Annotated in this window: 17 protein-coding genes; 12 read left to right on the plus strand and 5 right to left on the minus strand. The window is 71.1% G+C overall.

Translation table 11 applies throughout. The annotated features are described in order from the left end of the window. Positions 1-23: 23 nt before the first annotated feature. Together ACYU8V_RS14215 and ACYU8V_RS14220 are read right to left on the minus strand one after the other, a co-directional pair. Positions 24-1496 (minus strand): amino acid permease, encoded by a 1473-nt coding sequence (locus ACYU8V_RS14215; RefSeq protein WP_460848255.1) that lies wholly within the window; start codon positions 1494-1496, stop codon positions 24-26. Positions 1497-1599: 103 nt separating this feature from the next. Continuing rightward, a complete protein-coding gene (locus ACYU8V_RS14220; protein ID WP_460848257.1) occupies positions 1600-2250 on the minus strand; it encodes a TetR/AcrR family transcriptional regulator in 651 nt (216 codons plus the stop codon). Between the two features lie 177 nt (positions 2251-2427). On the opposite strand from ACYU8V_RS14220, the gene ACYU8V_RS14225 reads away from it, so the two are divergent. The 11 genes from ACYU8V_RS14225 to ACYU8V_RS14275 all read left to right on the plus strand — a co-directional run bounded on the left by ACYU8V_RS14225 (position 2428) and on the right by ACYU8V_RS14275 (position 16867). Then, positions 2428-3780 (plus strand): aldehyde dehydrogenase family protein, encoded by a 1353-nt coding sequence (locus ACYU8V_RS14225; protein ID WP_460848258.1) that lies wholly within the window; start codon positions 2428-2430, stop codon positions 3778-3780. 11 nt (positions 3781-3791) lie between these two features. Further along, positions 3792-4907, plus strand: a complete 1116-nt coding sequence (locus ACYU8V_RS14230) for a Zn-dependent alcohol dehydrogenase (RefSeq protein WP_460848259.1) — start codon at positions 3792-3794, stop codon at positions 4905-4907. Between the two features lie 85 nt (positions 4908-4992). Beyond that, positions 4993-5823 (plus strand): ABC transporter ATP-binding protein, encoded by an 831-nt coding sequence (locus tag ACYU8V_RS14235; protein WP_460848261.1) that lies wholly within the window; start codon positions 4993-4995, stop codon positions 5821-5823. Next, complete coding sequence (locus ACYU8V_RS14240) at positions 5820-8390, plus strand: FtsX-like permease family protein (RefSeq protein WP_460848262.1); 2571 nt, start codon at positions 5820-5822, stop codon at positions 8388-8390. Before ACYU8V_RS14235 ends, ACYU8V_RS14240 begins: the two co-directional genes overlap by 4 nt. An 11-nt stretch (positions 8391-8401) precedes the next feature. Continuing rightward, positions 8402-9457 (plus strand): hypothetical protein, encoded by a 1056-nt coding sequence (locus ACYU8V_RS14245; RefSeq protein WP_460848265.1) that lies wholly within the window; start codon positions 8402-8404, stop codon positions 9455-9457. Positions 9458-9484: 27 nt separating this feature from the next. Continuing rightward, positions 9485-10588, plus strand: coding sequence for a DUF6801 domain-containing protein (locus tag ACYU8V_RS14250; protein WP_460848267.1), 1104 nt, complete (start codon positions 9485-9487; stop codon positions 10586-10588). A 45-nt stretch (positions 10589-10633) separates the two neighbouring features. Further along, on the plus strand, positions 10634-11902 hold the full coding sequence (locus ACYU8V_RS14255) for an aspartate aminotransferase family protein (protein WP_460848268.1): 1269 nt from the start codon (positions 10634-10636) through the stop codon (positions 11900-11902). A 172-nt stretch (positions 11903-12074) separates the two neighbouring features. Then, complete coding sequence (locus tag ACYU8V_RS14260) at positions 12075-13229, plus strand: sugar ABC transporter substrate-binding protein (protein WP_460848269.1); 1155 nt, start codon at positions 12075-12077, stop codon at positions 13227-13229. 191 nt (positions 13230-13420) lie between these two features. Continuing rightward, complete coding sequence (locus tag ACYU8V_RS14265; RefSeq protein WP_460848270.1) at positions 13421-14953, plus strand: sugar ABC transporter ATP-binding protein; 1533 nt, start codon at positions 13421-13423, stop codon at positions 14951-14953. Beyond that, entirely contained in the window at positions 14950-15990 is a 1041-nt protein-coding gene (locus tag ACYU8V_RS14270) for an ABC transporter permease (RefSeq protein ID WP_460848271.1), read from the plus strand. The genes ACYU8V_RS14265 and ACYU8V_RS14270 overlap by 4 nt, the downstream gene beginning before the upstream one ends. A 148-nt stretch (positions 15991-16138) precedes the next feature. Further along, positions 16139-16867 (plus strand): response regulator transcription factor, encoded by a 729-nt coding sequence (locus ACYU8V_RS14275; RefSeq protein ID WP_460848273.1) that lies wholly within the window; start codon positions 16139-16141, stop codon positions 16865-16867. On the opposite strand, the gene ACYU8V_RS14280 is transcribed toward ACYU8V_RS14275, so the two are convergent. The 3 genes from ACYU8V_RS14280 to ACYU8V_RS14290 all read right to left on the minus strand — a co-directional run bounded on the left by ACYU8V_RS14280 (position 16812) and on the right by ACYU8V_RS14290 (position 22342). Continuing rightward, entirely contained in the window at positions 16812-19109 is a 2298-nt protein-coding gene (locus tag ACYU8V_RS14280) for an ATP-binding protein (RefSeq protein ID WP_460848274.1), read from the minus strand. The genes ACYU8V_RS14275 and ACYU8V_RS14280 overlap by 56 nt on opposite strands. A 130-nt stretch (positions 19110-19239) precedes the next feature. After that, positions 19240-20571, minus strand: a complete 1332-nt coding sequence (locus ACYU8V_RS14285; RefSeq protein ID WP_460848275.1) for an aldehyde dehydrogenase family protein — start codon at positions 20569-20571, stop codon at positions 19240-19242. 133 nt (positions 20572-20704) lie between these two features. Then, on the minus strand, positions 20705-22342 hold the full coding sequence (locus ACYU8V_RS14290; protein WP_460848277.1) for a fatty acid--CoA ligase: 1638 nt from the start codon (positions 22340-22342) through the stop codon (positions 20705-20707). A 146-nt stretch (positions 22343-22488) separates the two neighbouring features. On the opposite strand from ACYU8V_RS14290, the gene ACYU8V_RS14295 reads away from it, so the two are divergent. Continuing rightward, positions 22489-23940 (plus strand): flavin-containing monooxygenase, encoded by a 1452-nt coding sequence (locus ACYU8V_RS14295; protein ID WP_460848278.1) that lies wholly within the window; start codon positions 22489-22491, stop codon positions 23938-23940. The last annotated feature ends 46 nt before the right edge of the window (positions 23941-23986 follow it).

The following is a 23986-nucleotide window of genomic DNA, read 5'->3' on the forward strand; positions in this document are numbered from 1 at the left end:
GGATCTCGCCGGGGCGACTCCGATCAGGGCAGCGTCGCCGGCTCGGAGGCGACGGCATCGGCACGGGCGCGCGGCCCCGCATCGCCGACGGCGATCCGCTTGCGCAGCACCAGCAGCCACCAGGCGAATCCGAGGGCGAGCAACAGCAGCAGCGGCTTGACGTTCGGCCGGAAGTCCGGAAGCAGTACCAGCGCGGCCATCACCGCCGTGAACGCCACCAGGCCGACGATGTGGATGGGTCGACGGAGGCGACCGAGGTCGAAGAAGCCGGCCTCGGACGGTGGGAACGTGCCGCGAGCGTCGGCCACCAGCATCCCGATCGTGGTGAGTATGTAGACCCCGAAGTAGCCGATCGAGGCCATGCCGAGGATGTAGGCGAACGCGGTCTCGCTGAAGAGCGCCGTGATCAGGAAGAAGCCGGCGATGGCACCGACGCCCCAGACCGCCGCGATCGGGACCTTGTGCCGGGCGGACACGGTGCCGAAGACCCGGGCGAGGGGAGTCATGTTGTCCCGCGACATGGCGTACAGCAGACGCGTGGCGACCAGCATGTTCGCCAGCACGCAGACCAGGATGTTGGTCAGCGCGATCGCGACAACGAGGTCCGCGAAGCGCGGTGAGATCTGGGTGGCGATGATCTCCTGGATCGGCGTCGCGCTGCTGTTCACGTCGCTCGGGTTCCCGGTCGCGAGCAGGAACGTCAGGTACATGAAGAACTCGATCACGGCGGCCGTCCCCAGTGCCATGAACATGGTCCGCGGGATGACGCGGCGCGCCTGCTTGGTCTCCTCCGCGATGTCCGCCCCGGCCTCGACGCCGAGCAGACCGAAGATCGTGCCGAGGCTCGAGACCAGCCATGCCCAGACGAAGGGTGAGCTGACTCCTTCGTGGGTGGTCAGGTAGTGGACCGCCTGGCCGTGGTGCTTGACGAGCACCACGTAGACGAGCACGAACGCGGTGATCCCGACGGTCAGCACGATCTCGAGGAGTACGCCGAGGTTGTTGATCGCGGTCGCGAGACGGATGCCGTACACGTTGATCAGGACGCAGACCAGCAGCACCGCGGCGGTGGTGCCGACCAGCTGGGGAGTGCTCGCGTCCCATCCGATGAGCCCCGCGAAGTACAGCGAGAAGGTGTACGCGACACCGGTGAACCCGGAGATGAACCCGATCAGTCCCAGGTAGCCGGTGAACCAGCCGAGGCCGGGCGACACGAGTCGACTGGTCCACTGGTAGGCGTAGCCGGCCAGGGGGAGCTTGACGGCGAGGTCCGCCGCGATCACCGCCCAGAGCGCGAAGACGGCGAAGACGACCGGCACGGTCCAGACGAACGCCGGCCCGGCCTTGCTGAGACCGAAGCCGAAGCCGGCGTACACGGCGGTCGTCGCGCTGATCACCGCGAATCCGACGCAGAAGGAGGCGAAGGGGGTCACGGCCCGGTCGAGCTTCTGGGTGTAGCCGAGCCGCTGCAGGTTCAGGTCTTCATCGGTGCTCATGGGCGGACCTCTTCGTGACAGCGAACGAATGTTTGTTCGTTGGACGCTAGTCGCGCGTCCGGACGGTGTCAACGGATCTCCGTGACACCGGCGGTGGAGAGGATCAGCCGGCGAGCATCGAGCGCGCCATCCGCCAGTGCAGGTCGGCGAGCTCCTCGGCGTCGTACGTCCCGTCGGCGCTGAACCAGTTCGCGACCCGATCGCACATGGCGACGATGGCGAGCGAGGCGACGTCGACCTCGCTCGAGGGCAGGTGGGGCGCGAAGGCGGCCGCCCGGGCGGAGAGCAGCGCGATGTGGGAGCGCTGCACGGCGAGCAGTGAGTCGTACTCCTCGGAGGAGAGGAAGTGGCCGGCGGTCGCGGTGTTCAGGACGAGGTCGGCCACGCGCGCGATCTGCATGTTCTCGATCTGGTAGAGCACGTGGCGTCGGATGGTCTCCCGCAGGGCCGCCTCGGCGTCGTCCTCCGCCACTGCGGAGATGGCGTCCATGAAGTCGGTGAGCACGCGGGACACGGCCTCGGTGAGGATCGCGTCCCGCGAGGGGAAGTGGCTGTAGAGGCCGGGCGCCTTGATGCCCGCGGCGTGGGCGACCTCCTTGACGGTGAGCCCGCCGAATCCGCGCTCCGCCACGGTCGTGATCGCTGCCGCGAGGATCCGCTCGCGGGGGTTGTCGAGATCGAAGACGCGGTCGAGGCTCGCGTCCGCCTTCTCCCGGCGCTCGGAGGCGGGCGGTCGGCGCTGCGTGCTCGTCATCTTGTCCTCCAGGTGGCCCTCGATCGAGCACAGGCTACGGCCCGCCGGGAGCGGACCGTCGGATGGTCGGGGCGATCTGCCTCTTGACGGCCTGCGCTCCCTCTCACATACTAACGAACATTCGTTCGCCACACGAGCCCGCCCCCGCGGACCCGGCAGCATCACGAGAGGAAGCCCATGAGCAGCGAGAGGTACGCCGTCACCGATCCCGCGACCGGCGTCGTCGTGCGGGAGTACCCGAGGGCGACCGATGAGGTCGTGGACGCCGCCCTCGCCGCGGCCACCGAGGCCTTCCGGGGCTGGTCGGCCGGCTCCACGATCGAGCAGCGGAGCTCGCTTCTGCGCCAGGTCGCCGCCCTGCACGAGGCCCGCAGCCACGAGCTGGCGCGGATCATCGCCCGCGAGATGGGGAAGCCGCTGGACCAGGCGGTCGGCGAGGTCGAGTTCAGCGCCGCGATCTACAGCTACTACGCCGACAACGCCGAGAGGTTCCTCGCCGACGAGCCGATCGAACTGTTGGACGGCGAGGGCCACGCGCTCATCCGCCGCCAGGCCATCGGCCCGCTTCTCGGCGTCATGCCCTGGAACTACCCCTACTACCAGGTGGCGCGGTTCGCCGCCCCCAACCTCGCACTCGGCAACACCATCGTCCTCAAGCACGCCCCGCAGTGCCCTCAGTCCGCCGCTGCCCTGGAGCAGCTCTTCGCCGACGCCGGCTTCCCGGAGGGTGCCTACGTCAACGTCTATGCCACCAACGGGCAGGTCGCCGACATGATCGCGGACCCGCGGATCCAGGGCGTCTCCTTCACCGGCTCCGAGCGCGCCGGTGCGGCGATCGCGGAGACCGCGGGCCGCAACCTGAAGAAGGTGGTGCTCGAGCTCGGCGGGTCGGACCCGTTCGTGCTCCTCTCCACCGACGACCTCGATGCCACCGTCCAGGCCGCTCTCGACGCGCGGCTGGAGAACGCCGGTCAGGCGTGCAACGCCGGCAAGCGGTTCATCGTCGCCGACGACCTCTATGACGCCTTCCTGGACGCCTTCACCCGAGGTGTCCTGGAGCGCGCGGACGGGCTGGCCCCGCTGTCGTCGGCAGCTGCCGCGGAGCGTCTGGAGCAGCAGGTCCAGCGAGCCGTCGCCGACGGGGCCAAGCTGGTGACCGCGGGCCAGCGCGAGGGCGCCCACTTCCCGCCCGCCGTCCTCTCCGACCTGTCGCCGTCCTCGCCCTCGGCCCGGGAGGAGCTCTTCGGCCCGGTGGCCACGGTCTACCGCGCCTCGTCCGAGGACGAGGCGATCGCGCTGGCGAACGACACCGCCTTCGGCCTCGGCTCCTACGTCTTCACCACCGACGCCGACCAGGCGATCCGGGTCGCGAACCGGATCGAGGCCGGCATGGTCTTCGTGAACGGCGTCGGTCTCGACGGCGTCGAGCTGCCCTTCGGTGGCATCAAGCGGTCCGGTTCGGGCCGCGAGCTCGGTCGGTTCGGGATCGAGGAGTTCGCCAACAAGAAGCTCATCCGCGTCGCCCACTGAAAGGCAGCATCATGACGATCGAATTCAAGGCCGCCGTCTTCCGCAGTCCCCACGAGCCGATGAGCATCGAGACGGTCCGCATCCCCTCGACCCCTCCGCCCGGCGACGTGCTCGTCCGGATGAAGGCCAGCGGGCTGTGCCACAGCGACCTGCACGTCGTGGTCGGGGAGTGGGAGGTCCCGACGCCGATGATCCTCGGTCACGAGGGCGCCGGCATCGTCGAGGCGATCGGCGAGGGCGTGACCGACGTGGCCGTCGGTGACCACGTCATCCTCACCTGGACGCCGCCCTGCCGCCGCTGCCGCTACTGCGTGAGCGGCCGGCCGGTCCTGTGCGACAAGGTCGCCGAGCACTCCGCCAACCACCTGTCCTTCGACGGCCGGACGCGCATCACCACCCTGGACGGCGAGGAGATCCACAGCTTCGCGGGCACGGGCACCTTCGGCGAGTACGCGATGGTGCCCGAGTCGGGCGCCATCCCGGTACGTCGGGACGCCCCCTTCGAGCAGGCCTCGCTGGTCGGCTGCGCCGTCACCACCGGGGTCGGCGCCGCGATCAACACCGCCAACGTCCGACCCGACGAGACCGTGCTGGTCCTCGGCTGTGGCGGCGTGGGCCTCAACGCGATCCAGGGCGCACGTCTGGTCGGCGCCCGCACGATCATCGCCGTCGACCTGTCCGACGAGCGCCTCGAGCAGGCCCGCCACTTCGGTGCCACCGAGGTCATCAACTCCGCGACCGAGGACCTCGCCACGCGGGTCGCGGCACTCACCGGCGGGCGTGGTGTCGAGGTCGCCATCGAGGCGATCGGCCTGCCCAGGACGATCGAGGCGGCGTACTCCTCCCTCGCGCGGGGCGGGCGGGCCATCGTGGCCGGCCAGGTGCCGGACGGCCTCACGATCACCATCGACCCGTTCGTGATGTCGGACTCCGAGCTCAAGCTGATCGGCTCGAACTACGGATCGAGCCGTCCTTCCATCGACTTCCCGCAGCTCGTCGACCACTACATGCACCAGCGCATCGACCTCGATGGCCTGGTCACGCGGGTGATCGGTCTCGAGGAGATCAATGACGGCTACGACGAGATGAAGCGCGGCATCGGCATCCGCTCGGTCATCAAGTACTGACCCGACCCGTCTCGACGACGACACCGGACCGGCCCGCTCCCTGGGCGCTCAGAACCCCCACCGCTGGAACAGGAGACCTCACCAGATGATCCGATCGGACAACCGGTCCTCGGTGGCGAACGCCGACAGGCACGACAGGGACCGGACCGCGATCCTGCCACTCGTCCCGGAGCATGCGGACCAGGCGGCGGGCGACGCCATCGTCGTGGCGCGCGGCCTGATCCGCACCTACACCGCACCCGACGGCTCGCGGTTCAATGCGCTCGACGACGTCGACCTCGACGTCCACCGCGGTGAGCTCACCGTCATCGCCGGTCCCTCCGGCTCGGGCAAGTCGACCCTGCTGCAGGTCCTCGCGGGACTCGACCGGCCCGACAGCGGCGTGGTCTTCATCGGCGATCAGGACATCACCAAGGGTGGTGACCGGACGCTCTCCCGGATGCGCCGGCGCCGACTGGGCTTCGTGTTCCAGTCCTTCAACCTCATCGACTCGCTCACCGCGCGGGAGAACATCGGCCTGCCCCTGCAGCTCGACGGGAGGAAGGTCGACCAGGCGCGGATGGAGCACCTGGCCGCATCGCTCGGGCTGGTGGACCGTCTGGACCACTACCCGACCCAGCTCTCGGGAGGACAGCAGCAGCGCATCGCCGTCGTTCGGGCGCTGATGTCGGATCCCGAGGTCGTCTTCGCCGACGAGCCGACGGCGTCACTCGATCCGCGGTCGGGCGACCAGATGATCGCGACGATGCTGGAGGTGGCCCACGAGCACGGGCACGCCGTCGTCGCGATCAGCCACGACCCCAAGGTGGAGCAGGCGGGCGACAAGGTCTACCGCATGGCGGCCGGCCGGCTGTCGCTGGTGCGCGCACGCACGGCGCCGGCGCACGCGATGGGACCGCTGGACGGAACGCGATGAGCCCGGGGCGGTCCGCGCCGTCGCGCCGGGACGTGATCCTGCGCGTGCTCGGGCACGTGGCGCTCGCCGACGTACGTCGAAGGCCCGCCCGCGCCGTGGTGGCCGTGAGCACGATCGCCCTGGGCGCGGCAGCACTCGCGACCGCCTTCGTGCTCGGCGCGAGCATGCGGACCGCGATCAACACCGGCCTCACGGTCGAGTACGCCGGCGTGGACGTGGTCGACAAGGCGGGTGTCGCCACGGGGCAGGACGCGGTCAGCACGGGCGGCGCGGGCGCCGAGGGGTTCTCGGCGACCGACCAGCACAAGATCGGTCGGCTGCCCCAGGTCGCGGCGTACGGCACGTCGTACACCTCGGTGGCCGTCGCCCAGGTCGGTGACGTGACCCGCGGCCTCACCCTCGACTCGCCGAGCACCTACCCCGCCTTCCGGTGGCAGGGGTGGTCATCGGGCCGGCCACCGCAGAGCTCCGACGAGATCGGGCTGACCTCCTACACCCTGGGCCAGCTGGGCATCCGGCTCGGCGACCAGGTGGCGATCAGCCAGCCCGGCATCGGACGGTTCATCTTCCGGGTCGTCGGCGTCGTCGACACCAGGGGTGCGCTGCAGTACCAGCGCACGATGTACGGCGTCGCCCCGGCGGGCGCCGTCCGGCACCTGTCCGGGCTCTCCGCGCCCAATCTGCTGCTGGTCAAGGGTCGCCCCGGAACCGACATGTCGGAGCTGGTCAACCGGATCAACGCGGTCGCACCGCGCGGCCTTCCGCAGACGACCTCCGACATCCTCAACGCGGACAAGAGCCTCGCCCTGACCCAGATCAACGCCATGAACGCCGTGGTGGCGGGGCTCGCCGGTGTCGCCTCCCTGGTGGCGGCGGTCACCGCGATGACCACCGCCGGCGCCAGCCTCGCGGCCCGGCGACGCAGCTGGGCCCTGCTCCGTTGCGTCGGTGCGGACCGTCGCTATGTCGCCGGCATGGTCAGTGGTGAGGCGGTGCTCGTCGGCCTGCTGGGAGGCGTCATCGGGGTCGCGGGCGGCGTCGGCCTGGCCCGCGCGGCGGCGCCGCTGGTCGGGCTCGTTCCGGGTCTGCCGGCGCTGCGCTCGGCGTCGTTCACCGTGCCGGGATACGCGGTCTGGGTTCCCCTCTGCGTCGCCCTCGCGCTGGCAGCGGCCGGTGCCGTGGTGCCGGCCTGGCTCGCGGCGCGCATCCCGCCCTCGGCCGCGCTGCAGGCGACCGCCCCTCGCGCGGCCCCGCCCTCGAGGCTCCGCATCGTGGTGGCGCTGCTCGTGGCCGTCGGGGGAGCGGTGGCCGCCCTGGTCGGCGCCCACTCCCGCTCCGGGCCGGCGACCGCTCTCGGTGTGGTCGCGATGCTCGTCGGCTTCCTCCTGCTGTTGGCCGTCGTCCTCATGGGGGTCGCGCGGCTCGCGGTGACCGCGGTGTCCGGAGCGGATCGGCGGCTGGGCCTCCTCGACGTCGTACGACGTCCCCGCGCAGCGACCATCGAGGCCGTCGCCGTGACGCTGGCCGTGGGGATGATCGCCATGTCCATGGTGTGCCTGGCCTCGGTCCAGGCGGCCACGTCCGCGCGCCTCGACAGGTCGACCTCGCCGGACCTCATGGTCGGTCTCGTCACGGGGGCGCCGATCGCGCAGCAGACCGTCACGACGCTCGCCGCGGTGCCGGGAGTGGCGGCGGCGGTCCCCGTCACCTTCGGCAGCGGCATCTCGGTGCGGGGTCGCGGAAGCGACGGCCACGTGGTGCTGACGACCGGAACCGCCGGCGGCAGCGCCGCGGAGATGGCTGCCGGGCTGCCCTTCGGCTCGCCGGTGCCGGCGGTGCGCAACGACACGATCTACATCCTCTCCAGCGGGTTCCCGCCCTTCTACGCCCGGCAGACCGTCGCGCTGGTGGGCCCGCACGGTCGCGTCGCGGGCCTGCATGTCCGGTACGTCGACGACCTGCCGGTGCCGACCCTGGTGAGCCGCGCGACCCTGGCGAAGGTCTCCGGGCCGACCTCGGTCAACGAGGTGTGGCTCAAGCTCGCGGCCGGCGCGGACCGCGCCCGGGTGCTCGACCAGGTCACCGGCATCGCGATCCTGGGCGGTCAGCTGCAGGTGAGCGGCGCGACCATCCTGGACCTTCGGGTGGAGAGCGCCTTCGCGACGGCGCGCGCCGCCGCCATCGCGATCCTGGCGATCGCGGTGCTGGTCGCCGTGATCGGCGCCGCCGCGACCGCGGCACTGTCGGTCAACGAGCGCGCCCGGACGCACGCGATGCTGCGGGCGATCGGCCTGGAGCGCACCAGCCTCACGCGGATGCTGGCGATCCGCCTCACCGTGGTGGCGACCGTCGCGGCCTGCTTCGGCGTCCTGGTCGGAGGGTTGATCGGTGTCGTCGCCGGCAGCGTGGTCGCCCACACCATCGGGCTCTCGCCGCACGTGGTCGTCCCGGTGCTCCCGATCGCGATCGTCGTGGTGCTGACGGTCGTCGCCGTGCGGATCGCGGCCCTCGTGCCCGTCGAGCGCGCGTCGTACATCCCGCCGTCCCGGGCGCTGTCCCAGGCATGAAGGAGGAAGCTGTGAAGGACCACCTGCGGATCTGCTCACGAGTCGCGCTGCTGCTGGGCACGTGCTCGCTCGCCGTCGCGGTCTCCGGCGTGGTGGCCGGCTCGGCGCACGCGACCGGGACTCCCACTCCCGCGGCGGGCGGCTCGGCGTCGTACCAGTGCAAGGACCGCAACGACACCCAGGCCGCACCGACGCCGGTGACGTTCTCGCTCATCAGCCCGCCGGCGTCCGTGCGACCGGGCGACACCCTCGCCCTGAGTGGGAACCTCGGCATCACCCTTGCCGAGACCGACCGCCAGGAGTCCCAGCTGCTGCTCGCCAACAACGCGAGCATCGCCGCGACCGACTTCGACCTCGTCGTCACGTTCGCGGGCCGGACGGTCGATCTCAAGCCCACGTCGGTGATCAGCACGCCCGCCAGGATCACCTCGCCCTTCACGCTGACCGCCGATGTGTCCTACCCGGACCTGGACATCCCGGCCTCGGCCACCGGTGCGGTGACCGTGACCATGCCGTCGGCCGAGGACGCGGCCGCGACGCTCGTCGGGGCGCCGGCGAAGGTCACCTTCACCTCCCAGGTGAAGCAGGACAGCCCGCTGATGCCCACCCGCGACTACGCGTGCTGGACCGACGACCTCGGGAGTCACGCGACGATCGCCCGGGTCCCGCTCACCACGTCCTCCGGCTCGGGGACGAGCGCGTCGTCCGGGCCGGTGTCCGACACCGACCCGCCGGCGTCCGGCGGTATGCCGGCACCCGCTGCCCAGCCGGCAGGGACGTCGCAACCCGACGTCGCCGGGTCCGCGCCCCTCGATCCGTCGCCGGCCCCGGACATCGCGTCCGCTGCACCGGGCGACGCCCCATCCCCTGTCAGCTCGCCGGGCGACATCACTCAGACCTCCGAGCTGGCGAGCGCACCGATCCCCAGCCCGACGGTGTCCCACCAGACGTTCGTCCCGGGCTGGATCCTGGCCCTCTTCATCGCCGTCTTCCCCGCCGCGGCGGTCGCGTACGCCGTCGTACAGCGCCGTCGGCTGAAGGCGATCACCAGCCCGCCGGCCCCGTAGCCCAGCCCACCCACATCGGAGTTCACCATGAAGGCATCGATCAGGAACGGCGCCGTCGTCACTGCGTCAGCGGCACTCATCACGGTCAGCACAGCCGGTTGGAGCGTGCCGACCCATGCGACGGCGACCCGCACAGTCGTCGGTCAGGGCGCCTACGTCTGCCAGTCGAAACCGAAGGGCCTGCCCTCGGAGACGTACGACGTCACGCTGCGCATCTCCCTCACCGCGCCGGTCTCGGTCGCGCCGGGGCAGACGATCTCCCTGTCGGGGACGGCCACCCTCCAGTTCCCGGAGAAGGCGTACCAGGAGGGCAAGCAGGTCGGTGAGACCGAGGCCGACGGCTACTCGAACACCCTGTCCGTGGCCACCACGGCCAACGGCCGGACCACGGACGTCGCGGCGAACCGCTGGCAGACGTCGCCGTTCCCGTGGACCGATCCCGTCGTCATCAGTGCTCCGATCACGCTCCAGTCGTTCACCGTGCCCGCGAACGCCTCGGGTGCGCTGACCCTCACGTTGCCGCGGAACGAGCGACGGGCACCGAACACGGCCTCCTCGAGCCCGGCGACCGTCGCGTTCAACGGCGTCGCGGACAACAAGACGGCGCTCGGCAACATCGCCGAGGACCTGAGCTGCTACCTCCAGGGCTCGGCGCCGAGCGCGATCGCCAGCATCCCGATCACCTCGACCGCCCCGGCCGCCGGCACCGGCGGCACCGGCGGGTCAGGCGCGTCGACGACGCCGACCACGACCCAGCGGGGCACGGATGGAAGCAGCCTTCCGACCGCGAGCGCGGCGGGGACGACGAGCCTGGGCTCCGGTGCGGGCTCCGGTGCGGGCTCCGGTGCGGGCCTCGGCTCGGCCGGCGGCGCGCCACCGGCCGGGTCGGCGGGCGGCGCTGCGCAACCCGCGCCGGACGCCGCCGTGCTCACCGGCGGCCAGCCCGGCGTCGCGACGGCGATGTCGCCCCAGGGTCAGCTCTCCTCGGCCGCCTTGACCCGCTCAGGGGTCTTCGTCAGCACCAACCTGCTCATCCTCGCGGGCGGGCTGGTCTGCTTCATCGCCCTGTCCTACGCGCTCCTCACGCAGTACCGCCTGCGCAACCTCAGGCGAGCCGTCGACGACCGCTGATCCGGGCGTCAGCGGCACCCCGACCAGATCCAGGAAGAGAGCTCCATGTCCCTCGCGTCATCCCGTCACGCCTTCGAGCGCACGCGCCGCAGCGTGGGCGGCGGCGTCGGCTCCGGCCTGCGTGCCTCCATGCGGCCGCACCCCCTCTTCGTCCGGGAGGCGCGAGGTGCCTACCTCTGGGACCTCGACGGCGACCGGTACGTCGACTACGTGATGGCGTGGGGACCGATGGTCCTCGGGCACGGCGATCCCCGCATCGTCGAGGCCGTCCAGGCCGCGATCGCCCGGATGCAGGTCGTGGGCACCGGCCACGAGCTCGAGTACCTGGCCGCCGAGGCGGTGCTGGACGCCGTACCGCACGGTGAGCGGCTGCTGTGGAGCAACACCGGCACCGAGGCCGTGCAGGTCGCGCTGCGCCTGGCGCGGGCGGCGACGGGGCGTCGGCGGGTGCTGAAGTTCGCGAGGAGCTACCACGGCTGGCACGACTCCGTGTACGCCGGCCTCGACGAGTCCGACAGCGACCGGCCGGCCGCCCCCGCCACCAGGGGCCAGTCGTCGACCGCCCTCGACGACCTCGTGGTCTCCCGGTTCAACGACGCCGCGATGGCCGAGCGCCTGGTCGGCGAGGCGGTGGAGCGTGACATCGCCGCGGTGCTGGTGGACCCGATCCTGAGCAACGGCGGCGTCGAGGCCCCGTCGCCGGACTTCCTGCCGACCCTGCGCGCGCTGTGCGATCGGCACGGCGTGGTGCTCATCTTCGACGAGGTCATCGCGGGCTTCCGGATCGCGCGCGGCGGCGCGGCCGAGAAGTACGGCGTACGACCCGACCTGTCGGTCTTCGGCAAGGCGATGGCCGGCGGGTTCACCCAGAGCGCGGTGGTGGGCCGCAGCGACCTGATCGACCAGGTCACCGACGGCGTGGTCCACGCCGGGACGTTCAACGCCAACCCGGTCGCCCTGGCAGCGGTCGAGGCCACGATGGCGGCACTCGCCGACCCGTCGGTCTACGCGTCGCTCGACGAGGTCTCGGCCCGGTTCGAGCAGCGCGTCGGCGCCGTCCTCGCCGCGGGTGAGGAGCGGGGTGGGCTCCATCGGGTGGGCTCGCTCCTCCAGTACGTGCCCGCCGGTGGGAGCACGGGCCTGCACGGGACCGGCGGCCTCTGGGACCAAATCCTCGCCGGCATGCTGCGCGAGGGCTTCCTGTTCATGCCCTCGGGCAAGGTCTTCCTCTCCACCGCCCACACCGCGTCCGACGTCGACGCGACGGCCGAGGCGCTCGACCGCGTCCTCGCCGAGCCGCCACGCTCAGCGTGATCCCTCCCCGGCCGGGGGAGGGCTCGCTCGCGCGGTGTTCCCCCAGTCGGGCGTAACCCACGGGCGGTCCGCGTGCGGCGGGCCGCATCCATGGGATCCCTACATCAGCGCGATCGATCAGCGGTCGCTCACCGGGTGTGGACCTCGCGACGAGGCCGACGAGGAGAAGAACGTGAAATCTCGAAACCGATGGTCACGGGCCGTTGCGGCCCTGGCCGCGACGACACTCGCCCTGACGCTGGCGGCTTGCGGGTCGAAGGGTGGATCAGCCGCGAAGGGCACGGTCAGCGCCGCCCAGGCGGCGAAGTACCAGGCGACGCTCGATGCTTGGTACAAGGGCACCTACACCGAGCCCCAGGGGCCGGCCATCCAGCCGCCGTCCGGTACGTCGATCTGGCTCGTCGAGGCGGGACTGGGAAGCGACTACGCGACCCGGACCGAGACGGCGGCGCAGGAGGCTGCGGCCAAGCTCGGCTGGACGGTCCACGTCTTCGATGCCAAGTTCGACCCGACCCAGATGCTCACCGGGATCGAGCAGGCCGTCGTCGCCAAGCCCGACGCGATCGTGGTGGTGACCATCGACTGCCCGGTCATCAAGAACGGCCTGGAGCAGGCGAAGGCTGCGGGGATCCCTGTCGTCGGGATCGAGGACAAGGAGTGCGACCCGGGGCTGTTCACGCACATGGTGACCTACGCCCACCACGAGTCCTTCACCGACTACGTCACGGACTGGGGTCGAGCCCAGGCCGACTGGGTGATCGCGAAGACCGGTGGTCAGGCCGACGTCGTCATGGACACCGAGACCGACTCGTGGGCGATCCTGCGGGCCAGCGTCGGCATCAAGGACCAGATCAGCAAGTGCCCGCAGTGCTCCGTCGCGGTCGACACCCCGTTCGTCGCCACCGACCTCGGCCCGGCGCTGCAGCAGAAGATCCAGCAGGCACTGGTGCAGCACCCCGAGGCGAACGCGTACATCCCCGCCTACGACGTGGTGATGACGCAGAGCGGCGGCGCCCAGGCGATCCAGGCCGCAGGCCGGAGTCACAATCTGACCATCGGCGGTGGCGAGGGCGGGGCAGCCGCCATCGACCAGATCCGCAAGGGGACCGGTGAGCAGGCGTGTGCGGGTCAGGCCGCGGAGTGGGAGGCGTACAGCGCCCTCGACGCGGTCGCCCGCATCCTGCTGAAGCAGGACCCGAACGCGGTCGACACGGGCAACGGGATCCAGGTCTGCGACAAGGACCACAACCTCCCGCCGGAGGGTCAGCCGTTCAACCCTCCGATCGACTTCCGCTCCGCCTACCTCAAGCTCTGGGGCCTGAGCTGATCCGGTCGGATCCGACACCGTGACGTGACAGACGGCCCGCACCCGTGCGGGCCGTCTGTCACGTCCGGGGCCAGGTACGGCGGTGTCGCGGATCACCCAGTCGGGTGTTGGTTGGCCTCACGGCCCGTCGCCGGGGGCGTTCCCGGTGATCCTCGTCCTGACCGTGATCAGCACCGTCTGAGAGGACCGCCGTGAGCGTTGAACCGGGCACCATCGCCCTGTCGCTGACGAATGCCACCAAGGCCTTCGGCGCCAACCGGGCCGTCGCCGACGTGAGCTTCTCCCTGGCGGCCGGGAAGGTCCATGCGCTGCTCGGTGGCAACGGATCGGGGAAGTCCACCCTGATCAAGCTGCTCGCCGGCGTCGAGCAGGCCGACGGCGGATCGGTGGAGATCGGTGGCCAGACCATCGACCTCACCGACATGACGCCGACGCGCTCCGCGGCGGCCGGGTTCCGGTTCGTCCACCAGCAGCGATCGACCTTCCCCGAGCTGACCGTCGCCGAGAACCTCGCGATCGGCGGCGTGGGCTTCCCGGTGGCGCCCGGCGGACGGGTGCGGTGGCGGGCCGCGCGACGGGCCGCCGCAACGATGCTCGCCAAGTACGAGATCGACGCGCACCCCGACCAGCTGCTCGGGGAGCTGGGCCCGGCCCGTCAGGCGATGGTCGCGATCGCTCGCGCCCTCGAGTCCGGCGAGGGTGACGGGATCCTCGTGCTGGACGAGCCCACCGTGTCGCTCCCCGACACCGAGGTGCGTCTCCTGCTCGACGCCGTACGCCGGCAGGCGGACCGCGGGCAGACCGTGATCCTGGTGACGCACCGGCTGGAGGAGGTCTTCGCCGTCGCCGACAACGCCATCCTGCTCAGGAACGGCGAGCTCGTCGCTGAGGTAGAGCCGGGGTCGATCACCCGGTCGGACCTCGTGGAGCTCATCGTCGGGCGGGCGATCGAGGAGATCGCCCCGAACGAGTCCGCCGTCCCGGGCGACGTCATCCTCGAGGCCAAGGGGCTCTGCGCCGGTCCGGTGGGCCCGGTCGACCTCCGGCTCCGTGCCGGCGAGGTGGTCGGCATCGCAGGCCTGGTCGGATCCGGCCGATCGAGCCTGCTCAAGTCGATCTTCGGGGTCCTCCCGCTCCGGTCGGGGTCGCTGTCCATCGACGGGGAGCGGATCTCGCTGACCAACCCGCGCGCCGCGATGCGGGCCGGGATCGCCTACGTGCCGGAGAACCGTGCGGAGGACGCCGTACTCCCCGAGCTGAGCGTGACCGACAACCTCTCGGTGGCGGTGATCCCGGACTACTGGAGGCTGGGACGCGTCCGGTCCGGTCTTCAACGGCGCGATGCCACCGGCCTGCTGGGTCGCTTCCTCATCAAGGCGGAGTCCGTCGAGGACCCGCTCGCCTCGTTGTCGGGTGGCAACCAGCAGAAGGTGGTCGTGGCGCGCTGGCTCCGTCGCTCCCCACGGGTCGTGCTGCTCGACGAGCCGACGCAGGGCGTGGACGTCGGCGCCCGCCACGAGATCTACGTCCTCGTCCGCACTGCGGTCGAGGCCGGCGCGGTCGCCCTGGTCGCCTCGTCGGACAGCGAAGAGCTGGCGGCGATCTGCGATCGCGTCATCGTCCTGAGGGACGGACGCATCGTCGGCGAGGTGCCGCGCAGCGAGCTCACCAGCAGTCGTGTCGAGCGCCTCGCTCACGGTCAATCGAAGGAAGTGACGCTATGAGTTCCCTCTCCGACAACGCAGCCCCCGGCGGTGTGACGACGATCGAGGACCGGGTGGCCGTCGAACGAGCGCCGCGTCGTCCCCGACGCAGCGTGCGCTCGCTCCTGGAGGCCTACGCGTTCCTGATCCTCCTGGTCGGGGCGTTCGTCTTCTTCGCCGTGTGGTCCAAGACCTCGGCGACGTTCCTCACGAGCGCCAACCTGCAGATCATGTTCGGGTCGAACACCGTGATCGCGATCGTCGCGCTGGCCTCGCTGGTTCCGCTGATCTGCAACGAGTGGGACCTCTCGATCGGCGGATCCGCGGCGCTGAGCTCGGTGTTCGTCGCCTCATTCATGACCGCCGGCATGAACCCGTTCCTCGCGTTGCTGGCCGGCGTCGCCATCGGCTTCTGCGTCGGCATCGTCAACGCCGTGCTGATCACGCGTATGGGGGTCAACGCCGTCATCACCACGCTGGGCACCTCGATCATCATCACCGGGCTGATCAGCCTCAAGACCGGCGGCGTGACGCTGGCCGGCAACATCCCCCAGTCCGTGACCGACTTCGGGACGCTCAACTGGCTCGGGATCCCGCGCAGCGTGTACGCCCTGGCCGCCGTCGCGCTCCTCGTGTACTACGTCGTCGACCACACGCCCTTCGGCCGCTACCTCTACGCGATCGGGTCGAACCGCTCCGCCGCGCGCCTCGCGGGGATCCGGGTCAAGCTCGTCATCGGCAGCACCTTCCTCCTCGCCGGGGCGCTCTGTGGTGCGGCGGGGGTCCTGCAGGTGGCACGGGCGGGTGGCGCGAACCCGAACCTGGCGAACCCGCTGCTGCTCCCCGCACTGGCCGCCGCCTTCCTGAGCGCGGCGGCGATCCGGCCCGGCAGGTACAACGTCGGCGGCGTCCTCGTGGCCGTCTACTTCCTGGCGGTCCTCAACGGCGGCCTGAACCTCGCCGGCGTGCAGCCCTACGTCTCCAACTTCGTCAACGGTGGCGCGCTCATCATCGGCGTCGGGCTCGCCGCCCGGCTCGGCGAGCGCCGGGAGCCGTAGCCCGACCCACCGTCGACCACGTGCTCACCACCCGTGTCGGCCACGGGTGGTGAACACGGGTAGTTCCACGGGTGTGGTGTGGTGCGCCTCTCAGTGACATTGGTCCGGCAAGGACTCGAGCACATCGCGCTGAAGAGGTGACTGGACCATGACGCTGACTGCGACCCACGAGGCTGTGCCGGCAGACGAGCGGGCGGACGGCTGCCGGCCGCAACGCGTCCTGATCGTCGACGAGCTCGAGCTCATGCAGGCCGGCCTCCGGTCGGTCCTGAACGCCGCGCCCTGGGTGCAGGGGTGCCTGGTGGCCGGTACGGCGGAGGCCGCCCTGCAGGCCGTCCGTCGCTACCGGCCGCAGGTGGTGCTGGTGAGCACCTCGCTCGCCGGACGCAGCGGGCCGGACCTGTGCCGGGTGCTGCGCGACACGATGCCGTACGTCCGGGTGGTCCTGATGTCGGGGGAGGGGCCGCTGTCGGCACCGGTCGCCGCGTCCCTCGGAGCGGTGGGTGCGCTGTCGAAGAACATGACGCGCGGTGCCCTGCTCGCGGCGCTGAAGCGGGTCGCCGAGGGCGGGCGCGTCTTCCCCAAGGGTCCCCCCGCCCCGCAGACGCAGCTGTCCCGGCGTGAGCTCGACGTCCTGCAGCACCTGGCGGCCGGCCTGAGCAACCCGGAGACGGCCAGCACCCTGAACCTCTCCCGGCACACCGTCAAGCAGCACACCAGCGCGGTCTACCGGAAGCTGGGGGTGCGCAACCGCGCCGAGGCCGCCAGCCGGGCGCAGGAGCTGGGCCTGATCGGCGGCGGCGCCGTACGGCAGCAGGGGCTCAGCGGTCCTGGGACTGCCGGTGCACCCACGACGCGATCTGCGTACGCCTGCTGAAGCCCAGCTTGGTCAGGATCGACTCGACGTGTCCCTCGACCGTGCGGAGGGAGATCACCAGCCTCGTGGCGATCTCCTTGTTCGGCAGGCCTTCGGCGACCAGCTCGGCCACCTCCCGCTGCCGCCTGGTCAGGATGCTGGTCGGCGCCTCGTCGGCGTGGGCCGGCTCCGCCTTCTCGCGCAGGGCGAAGCCGATGGCGTCGCTCCGGCTCAGCGCGGCCCCGCGCGCTGCGGCCCTGGCGAACGACTCCGTGCCCAGGCGCCCACGAACCGCCGACTCGTACTGCTCCCGCTGGACCGCCAGCTGTCGGAACCCCACCGCGCCCCAGAAGGTGTTGGCGATGCCGAAGAGCTCAGCGGCGCGCGGGTCCTCGCCCTCCAGAGCGGCTGCCCAGGACAGCAGCTCGCACACGAGGGCGAAGCCGAACGTCTCCTGGAAGTCGCGCTTGATCCGCAGGGACTGCCGCAGCTCGCTCTCCGCCTCGGCGACGCGCCCGTCGAGCAGGTGCAGCAGCGCGCGGCCCCAGAGTGCGTAGCTGAACTGCCAGCGGTCCCCGTTGTCCGAGCAGCGCAGGTAGAGGTCGTCGTAGATCCCGCGCGCCTCATCCGTCGCGCCCATCAGGGCGAGGGCGGCGCCCATCTCGACGAGCAGCCCGTCGATGTGCTGGACCTCCACAGTGGGCGGGTATAGCTCCCGCGCCTTGCGGTACAGCGGCACGGATCGCGCGGGCTCGGGCCCGATGCTGGCCTGCACCGCGTGCATGTGGGCCGCGAAGGCGCGCGCGCTGTCGTCGTCGAGAGCCTCGGCGACCCGCTCGAGCTCCAGGGTGCGGAGCGCGGCGCCCTGCGCGTCGCCCTGGTACGCCGCGAGGTAGGCGTCGGTGCCCAGGGCCCAGGCGCGGGCGAGCGACGGCACGGGCGCCGCAGCGAGGGCGCGACCCAGCCAGAGCCTCCCCTCGTGGTGGTTCTCCATCGCCATCCAGAACCAGGTCACCGCGACCATGCGCAGCGTGATCTCCGCGTCGGCCGGGGTAGAGATGCTGAAGGCCAGGGCGACCCGGACGTTGGGGTGCTCGACCCGGAGGATGCGCGCCCATTCGCCCTGACGCGGACCGGCCCACTCCGCACCTGCCTGCTCGATCATCCGGGCGTACCAGTCGCGGTGCCGTCGTGCGAGCTCCTCGGTCTCGCCCGCCTCATCCAGCCGGTCCCTGCCGTAGGCCCGGATGGTGTCGAGCATCCGGAAGCGCACGTGGCCGCCCTGCTCCTCGCGCAGGAAGATCGAGCGGTCCACCAGGCCCGCGACGGTGTCCACCACCTCCGCGACCGGAAGCTGCTCGTCGGCGCAGATGTCCTCGAGCGCGCGGAGGCTGAAGTCGCCGGCGAACGTCGCCGCGCGCGCCCAGAGCAGCCGCTCGCCGGGTGAGCACAGGTCGTGGCTCCAGTCGATGAGGGCCTCGAGCGTGCGGTGTCGCTCGGGGAAGCTCCGGTTGCGCTCGCGCAGGGTGACCGACCGGTCCCGGAGCCGCTCGACGAGCTCGTCGATGTCGAGGACCTGGAGGCGGCTCGCCGCCAGCTCGATGGCCAGCGGGATGCCGTCGAGCTGACGGCACAACCGGATCAGCGAAGCCTCGTTCTCGCGAGTCACCGTGAAGCCCGGCACGGACGCGGCGGTGCGCTCGGCGAGGAGTGCGACCGAGGGGTACTGCAGGGCCGTACCGGGTCCGAGCTCGGCGTCGTCCTCGGGGAGGGGGAGCGGCGCCACCGGGTAGAGGTACTCGCCGGGGATGCGGAGAGGTTGCCGGCTGGTGGCCAGGATCGTGACCTCGGGTGCCGCGACCAGTACGGCGGCCGCGAGGTCCGCCGCGGCGTCGATCAGGTGCTCGCAGTTGTCCAGGACGATGAGGATGTTGCGACGGGACAGCTCCTCGCACAGCTCGTCGAGCGGGTCCTGGTTGTGACGGCGCATCCTCAGGGCGTCGATGACGGTGTGCGGCAGCAGGTCCGGGCTGCTCAACGGCGCCAGCTCGACCAGGCACACGCCGTCGCGGAACGCTCGCCGCATCTCGTGGGCGGCGTGCAGCGCCAGCCGGGTCTTCCCGAGTCCTCCGAAGCCGGTCAGGGTGACCATGCGGGAGGTGGAGGCGAGGCGCCGGATCGCTGCGACGTCGCCGCGACGCCCGACGAAGCTCGTCAGCTCGGCCGGCAGGTGGAGACGAGCGCTCGAGGATGAGGAGGTCATGGAGTCCTAGTCGCCTGCCCTGTTGATTGCCAGCAAGGCGACTGTACCGAGGATGTGGCCGTCCTCACCCCTGCACCGGATGATGGTGCGTCCCGTCGACGAGCGCGCCCGCGAGGTCACCGATCGATACCTACGGCGCGATCCGGATCAGCTTGTGGTTGAGGAACGCGCCCCCCTCGCCGCACGGGTGGCTGCGCTCCGGCCTGCCCGCGCGACGCGGGTTCACGTCCACCGTTCCGGCATCGAGAAGTACGGCGACGCGGGTCGCCTGCGCCGCGTCCGTGGTGAACACGGAGTGCCTGAGCGCGTGCGGGCCGTTGTTGGCCAAGCGGATCGCGTCCTCCTCGCCCGCCGCGTGAAAGAGCAGGACGAAGGGACCGACGAAGGCCTCCGGGGCGACCGGGTTGTCGGCGGTGATGTCGACGACGACGGTCGGCTCGAAGAAGGAGCCGTCGCGGCTGCCTCCGTGGGCGACGCGGGCGCCGTGCTCGACCGCGCGGTGCAGGTGGTCCTCGATGCCGGCCGCGAGGGCAGAGGAGGGCAGCGGGCCGATGAGGGTCTCCCCGCGCGACGGATCGCCCGGCCGGAGCTGCGATGCCACGCGGGTCAGGCCCGCCAGGAACTCGTCGTAGAGCTCATCGACCACGATGAATCGATGGGCCCCGAACGGTTGCTCGGGATCGACGTACAGGTGGGCCGCGGCGATCCCGACGGTCGCCGGGAGGTCGTCGGTGCTGAGGACGATGAGGACATCAGGACCCGCCACGTCGAGGACGACCCGCTTGAGGTGACGCCCCGCCGTCTCGGCCGCCTGGACACCGGCCGCGTCCGTGCCGGTGACGCAGATGCCCCGGACCCGGTGATCGGCGATGACCGCGTCCAGCTGGACCGAGGAGATGTACAGGTTCTGGTAGGCGCCAGGAGGGAAGCCGGAGTCGAGCAGCAGGGACTCGATCGCGGCGGCCGACGCGGGGCACTGCGTCGCGTGCTTGAGGACGATCGTGTTGCCCGCCACCAGGTGGGGGGCCGCGATCCGTGCGACGTCGTAGTAGGGGCAGTGCCACGGCACCACGCCGAGCAGCACGCCGACCGGCTCGTGCCTCACGATCGTGACGCTCTCGCCGGTCCACGGAGCGAGCCCGTCGGCTGCCGGCAGCGAATCGGCGCCATCGGCGCATTGGTCGAAGACCGCGGCCGCCCGGTCGACCTCGCGGACACCCTGAGCCACCGGCTTGCCCATCTCGACGCTGATGATCAGGGCCAGCTCCTCGCGGCGCTCCCGCAGGGCGGCGGCGGCACGCCGGAGGAGCTCCGCGCGCTCCGCGGGTGTCGTGGCCGTGCCCCACCGGCGGTGGGTGGCTGCTGCCAGATCCAGCTTGGCCGCAAGTGCCGCATCGGTCAGGAGCGGGTATTCCCTCACGGTCCTCCCCGTCGTGGGATCGACCACCGCGTACGTGCTCACCCGACCTCCTCGACACCGCATCAGGGCTCCGCCGCCAGCGTGGCCGAGGCCTGATCGGCCGGGTCTCGTCCGCCGTGCGAATACGGCTGATCGGGGGAGTCGGCCACCCACGGGTCGTCGCGCGCGCACGAGGTCAGTCGGCGGCTACGACGTGGAGCTCTCCGGCGGCGTACTGACGGCGCAGGGCCCGCTTGTCGAACTTGCCGACGCTGGTGCGAGGGACCTCCGCGATGAAGGCCCAGTGGTCGGGGAGCTGCCACTTGGCCCAGGTACGGGCGAGATGGCTCCGCAGGACCGTGGCGTCCGCCTCCGCCCCCGCGCGGAGCACCACCGCGACGCAGGGCCGCTCGTCCCACTTCTCGTCGGGGACCGCGAAGACCGCGGCCTCGGCCACGGCGGGGTGCGCCATCACGTCGTTCTCCAGCTCGACCGAGGAGATCCACTCCCCGCCGGACTTGATGACGTCCTTGGCGCGGTCGACCAGGGTGAGGTAGCCGTCCGGGCTGATCCGACCGACGTCGCCGGTGCGCAGCCAGCCGTCGTCGAAGCTGCCCGGGTCCGCCACGGGGCCCTCGGGCGAGTAGTAGGCGCCCGTGATCCAGGGCCCACGCACCTGGACCTCGCCCAGGGCCTGGTCGTCGTGGGGTACGACGTTGCCCGCGTCGTCCACCAGGCGGTGGCGGACCAGGCTCGGGAACTGGCCCTGGGTGATGCGGTACCGCCACGCCTCCTCCCCGGTCGCATGCGCTGGCGGGTGCGCGACCGTGGCCAGGGAGGAGGTCTCGGTCATCCCCCAGGCGTGCAGGATCTTGACGCCCTGCTGCTCCTCGAAGCTCCTCATCATCGCGGGCGGGACGGGCGCGCCGCCCACCACGACGTCGCGCAGGTGGGTGATGTCCTGCGGGTGCTGCTCGAGGCGGGTCAGGACGCCCGTCCAGATGGTCGGCACGGCCGCCGCGCAGGTGGGCCGGCCCTCCGCCATGAACGCCAGGAGCGGCTCGGCCTGCAGGTACTGGTCGGGCAGCAGCAGGGACGCCCCGGACAGCAGGGCGGCGTTGGGCAGGCTCCAGGAGTTGACGTGGAACATCGGCACGATCGCCAGGCAGGTGTCGCTCGAGGAGAGTCCGAGGGCCGCCGGGGTCGTGGCGTACATCGCGTGCAGGTACAGGGAGCGGTGCGAGTAGACGACACCCTTCGGGTTGCCGGTGGTGCCGGAGGTGTAGCACATCGCCGCGGCCGAGCGCTCGTCCAGCAGGGGGAAGTCGTACGTCGTCCCCCCGCCGCTCAGCAGCTCCTCGTACGCGTGCACGGTGACTCCGGCCGGTGCATCCAGTGACGCGGGGTCGCCGTTGACCACGACGACGTGCCGCACGGTCGCGAGCTGTGGGAGGAGCGGTGCGAACGACATGATGAGGGATCCGTCGACGAACACGACGCGATCCTCGGCGTGGTTGGCGATGAAGGTCAGCTGGTCGGCGGCGAGGCGGATGTTCAGCGCGTGGAGGACCGCTCCCATGGCGGGGACCGCGGTGTAGATCTCCATGTGCTCGCTGTTGTTCCACATGAAGGTGGCGACCCGGTCGAACGGGCCCACGCCGAGGCCGCGCAGCGCGTGCGCGACCCGGCACGAGCGCTCCACGAGCGTGGCGAAGGACGTGCTGCGCCCTGTCGACCCGGTCCACGTCGTGACGGTGGAGTCGCCGTGCGCCTCGGCGGCGTGGAGAAGCAGCCGGGCCAGCGAGAGCGGCTCGTCCTGCATGGTGCTGTACATCGGAAAACGCCTCCAGTTGGGGGATGTGGGCCGTGTGGTCCGGGTCATAGGATTGCCGATCAGATGATCAAGTCGCTCGACCGTAGTTGAACTCCGGTCCTCCGAGCAAGAGACCTGATCCCCCCCCGTGAACGAGGAGATCGACGATGGAATCCCAGCCCCGCCACACCGACGTCGTCATCGTCGGAGCCGGGCTCTCCGGAATCGCCGCAGCCGTCGAGCTCACGACGAACCACCCCGAGCGCTCGTTCGTCGTGCTGGACCAGCGGGCGCGACTCGGTGGCACGTGGGACCTCTTCCGCTATCCGGGCATCCGATCGGACAGCGACATGTTCACGCTCGGCTACGCGTTCAAGCCGTGGGTGGCCGAGAAGTCCATCGCATCGGGGGATGCGATCCTGGACTACCTGGACGAGGCGGTGCAGGAGTACGGACTGGCGCCGTACCTGCGCCTGCAGCGCAAGGTCCGCTCCGCGAGCTGGAGCAGCGAGGCCCGCCGATGGACGTTGGAGGCCGACGGCCCCGACGGCCCCGAGACCTCCACCTGCTCCTTCCTCTACTCCGCTGCCGGCTACTACGACCACGACGGCGGCTACGCACCGGAATTCCCCGGAGCGGAGCGGTTCACCGGAACGTTGGTCCACCCGCAGGAGTGGCCGGCGGATCTGGAGTGTGCCGGCAAGCACGTCGCCGTGATCGGATCCGGGGCCACCGCCATCACGCTGGTCCCTGCCCTCGCGGAGGCCGGCGCCCACGTGACGATGGTGCAGCGCTCGCCGACGTACGTCGCGATCGACGCCGACGTCGACGAGGAGGCGATCCGGCTCCGGGCCGAGGTGGGGGACTCCGCGGCGTTCGAGCAGATCCGGCTCCGCAACCTGAACAACCAGCAGGAGCGCTACCAGATCGCCCGGGCCGATCCGGACAGCGTGAAGACGGTGCTGTTCGAGGCGATCGACGAGATCGTCGGTCCGGAGGTGCGTGAGAAGCACTTCACCCCGGCGTACCAGCCGTGGGACCAGCGGTTGTGCCTGGTGCCGAACGGCGATCTGTTCCACGCGATCAACTCCGGCGACGCCGAGGTGGTCACCGGCCGGATCGAGACGTTCACCGAGACCGGGATCCGGATGGAGTCCGGTGAGGAGATCAAGGCCGACGTCATCGTGACCGCGACCGGCCTGAACCTCGTCAACCTCGGGAAGATCGCCCTGTCCTGCGACGGACGCCCGATCGACATCGCCGACACGTTCACCTACAAGGGCGTGGGCTACAGCGGCGTACCGAACCTGATCGTCGCCTTCGGCTACCTCAACTCCTCCTGGACGCTGCGCCTGGAGCTGGTCAACAGGTACTGGAGCGCACTGCTCACCCGGATGGACGAGCTCGGCGCCACCGAGGTGACCCCGGTCCTGCGCGAGGACGAGGCGGACATGCCCCGGTTGCCCTGGATGGAGGGGGTGACCGCGGGCTACGTGCTGCGCCACAAGGACCGGTTCCCGGCCCAGGGCGATCACGCGCCGTGGATCAACCCCCAGGTGCACGAGGCCACCAAGAGCCTGCTGGCCGAGGTGGACGACCCGGCCCTGCGATTCCGGTAGGGCCCCGCGATGACCGCTCCGGACGCGTGGATGGAACGCGACCGAA

Source organism: Nocardioides ultimimeridianus (assembly GCF_054777895.1).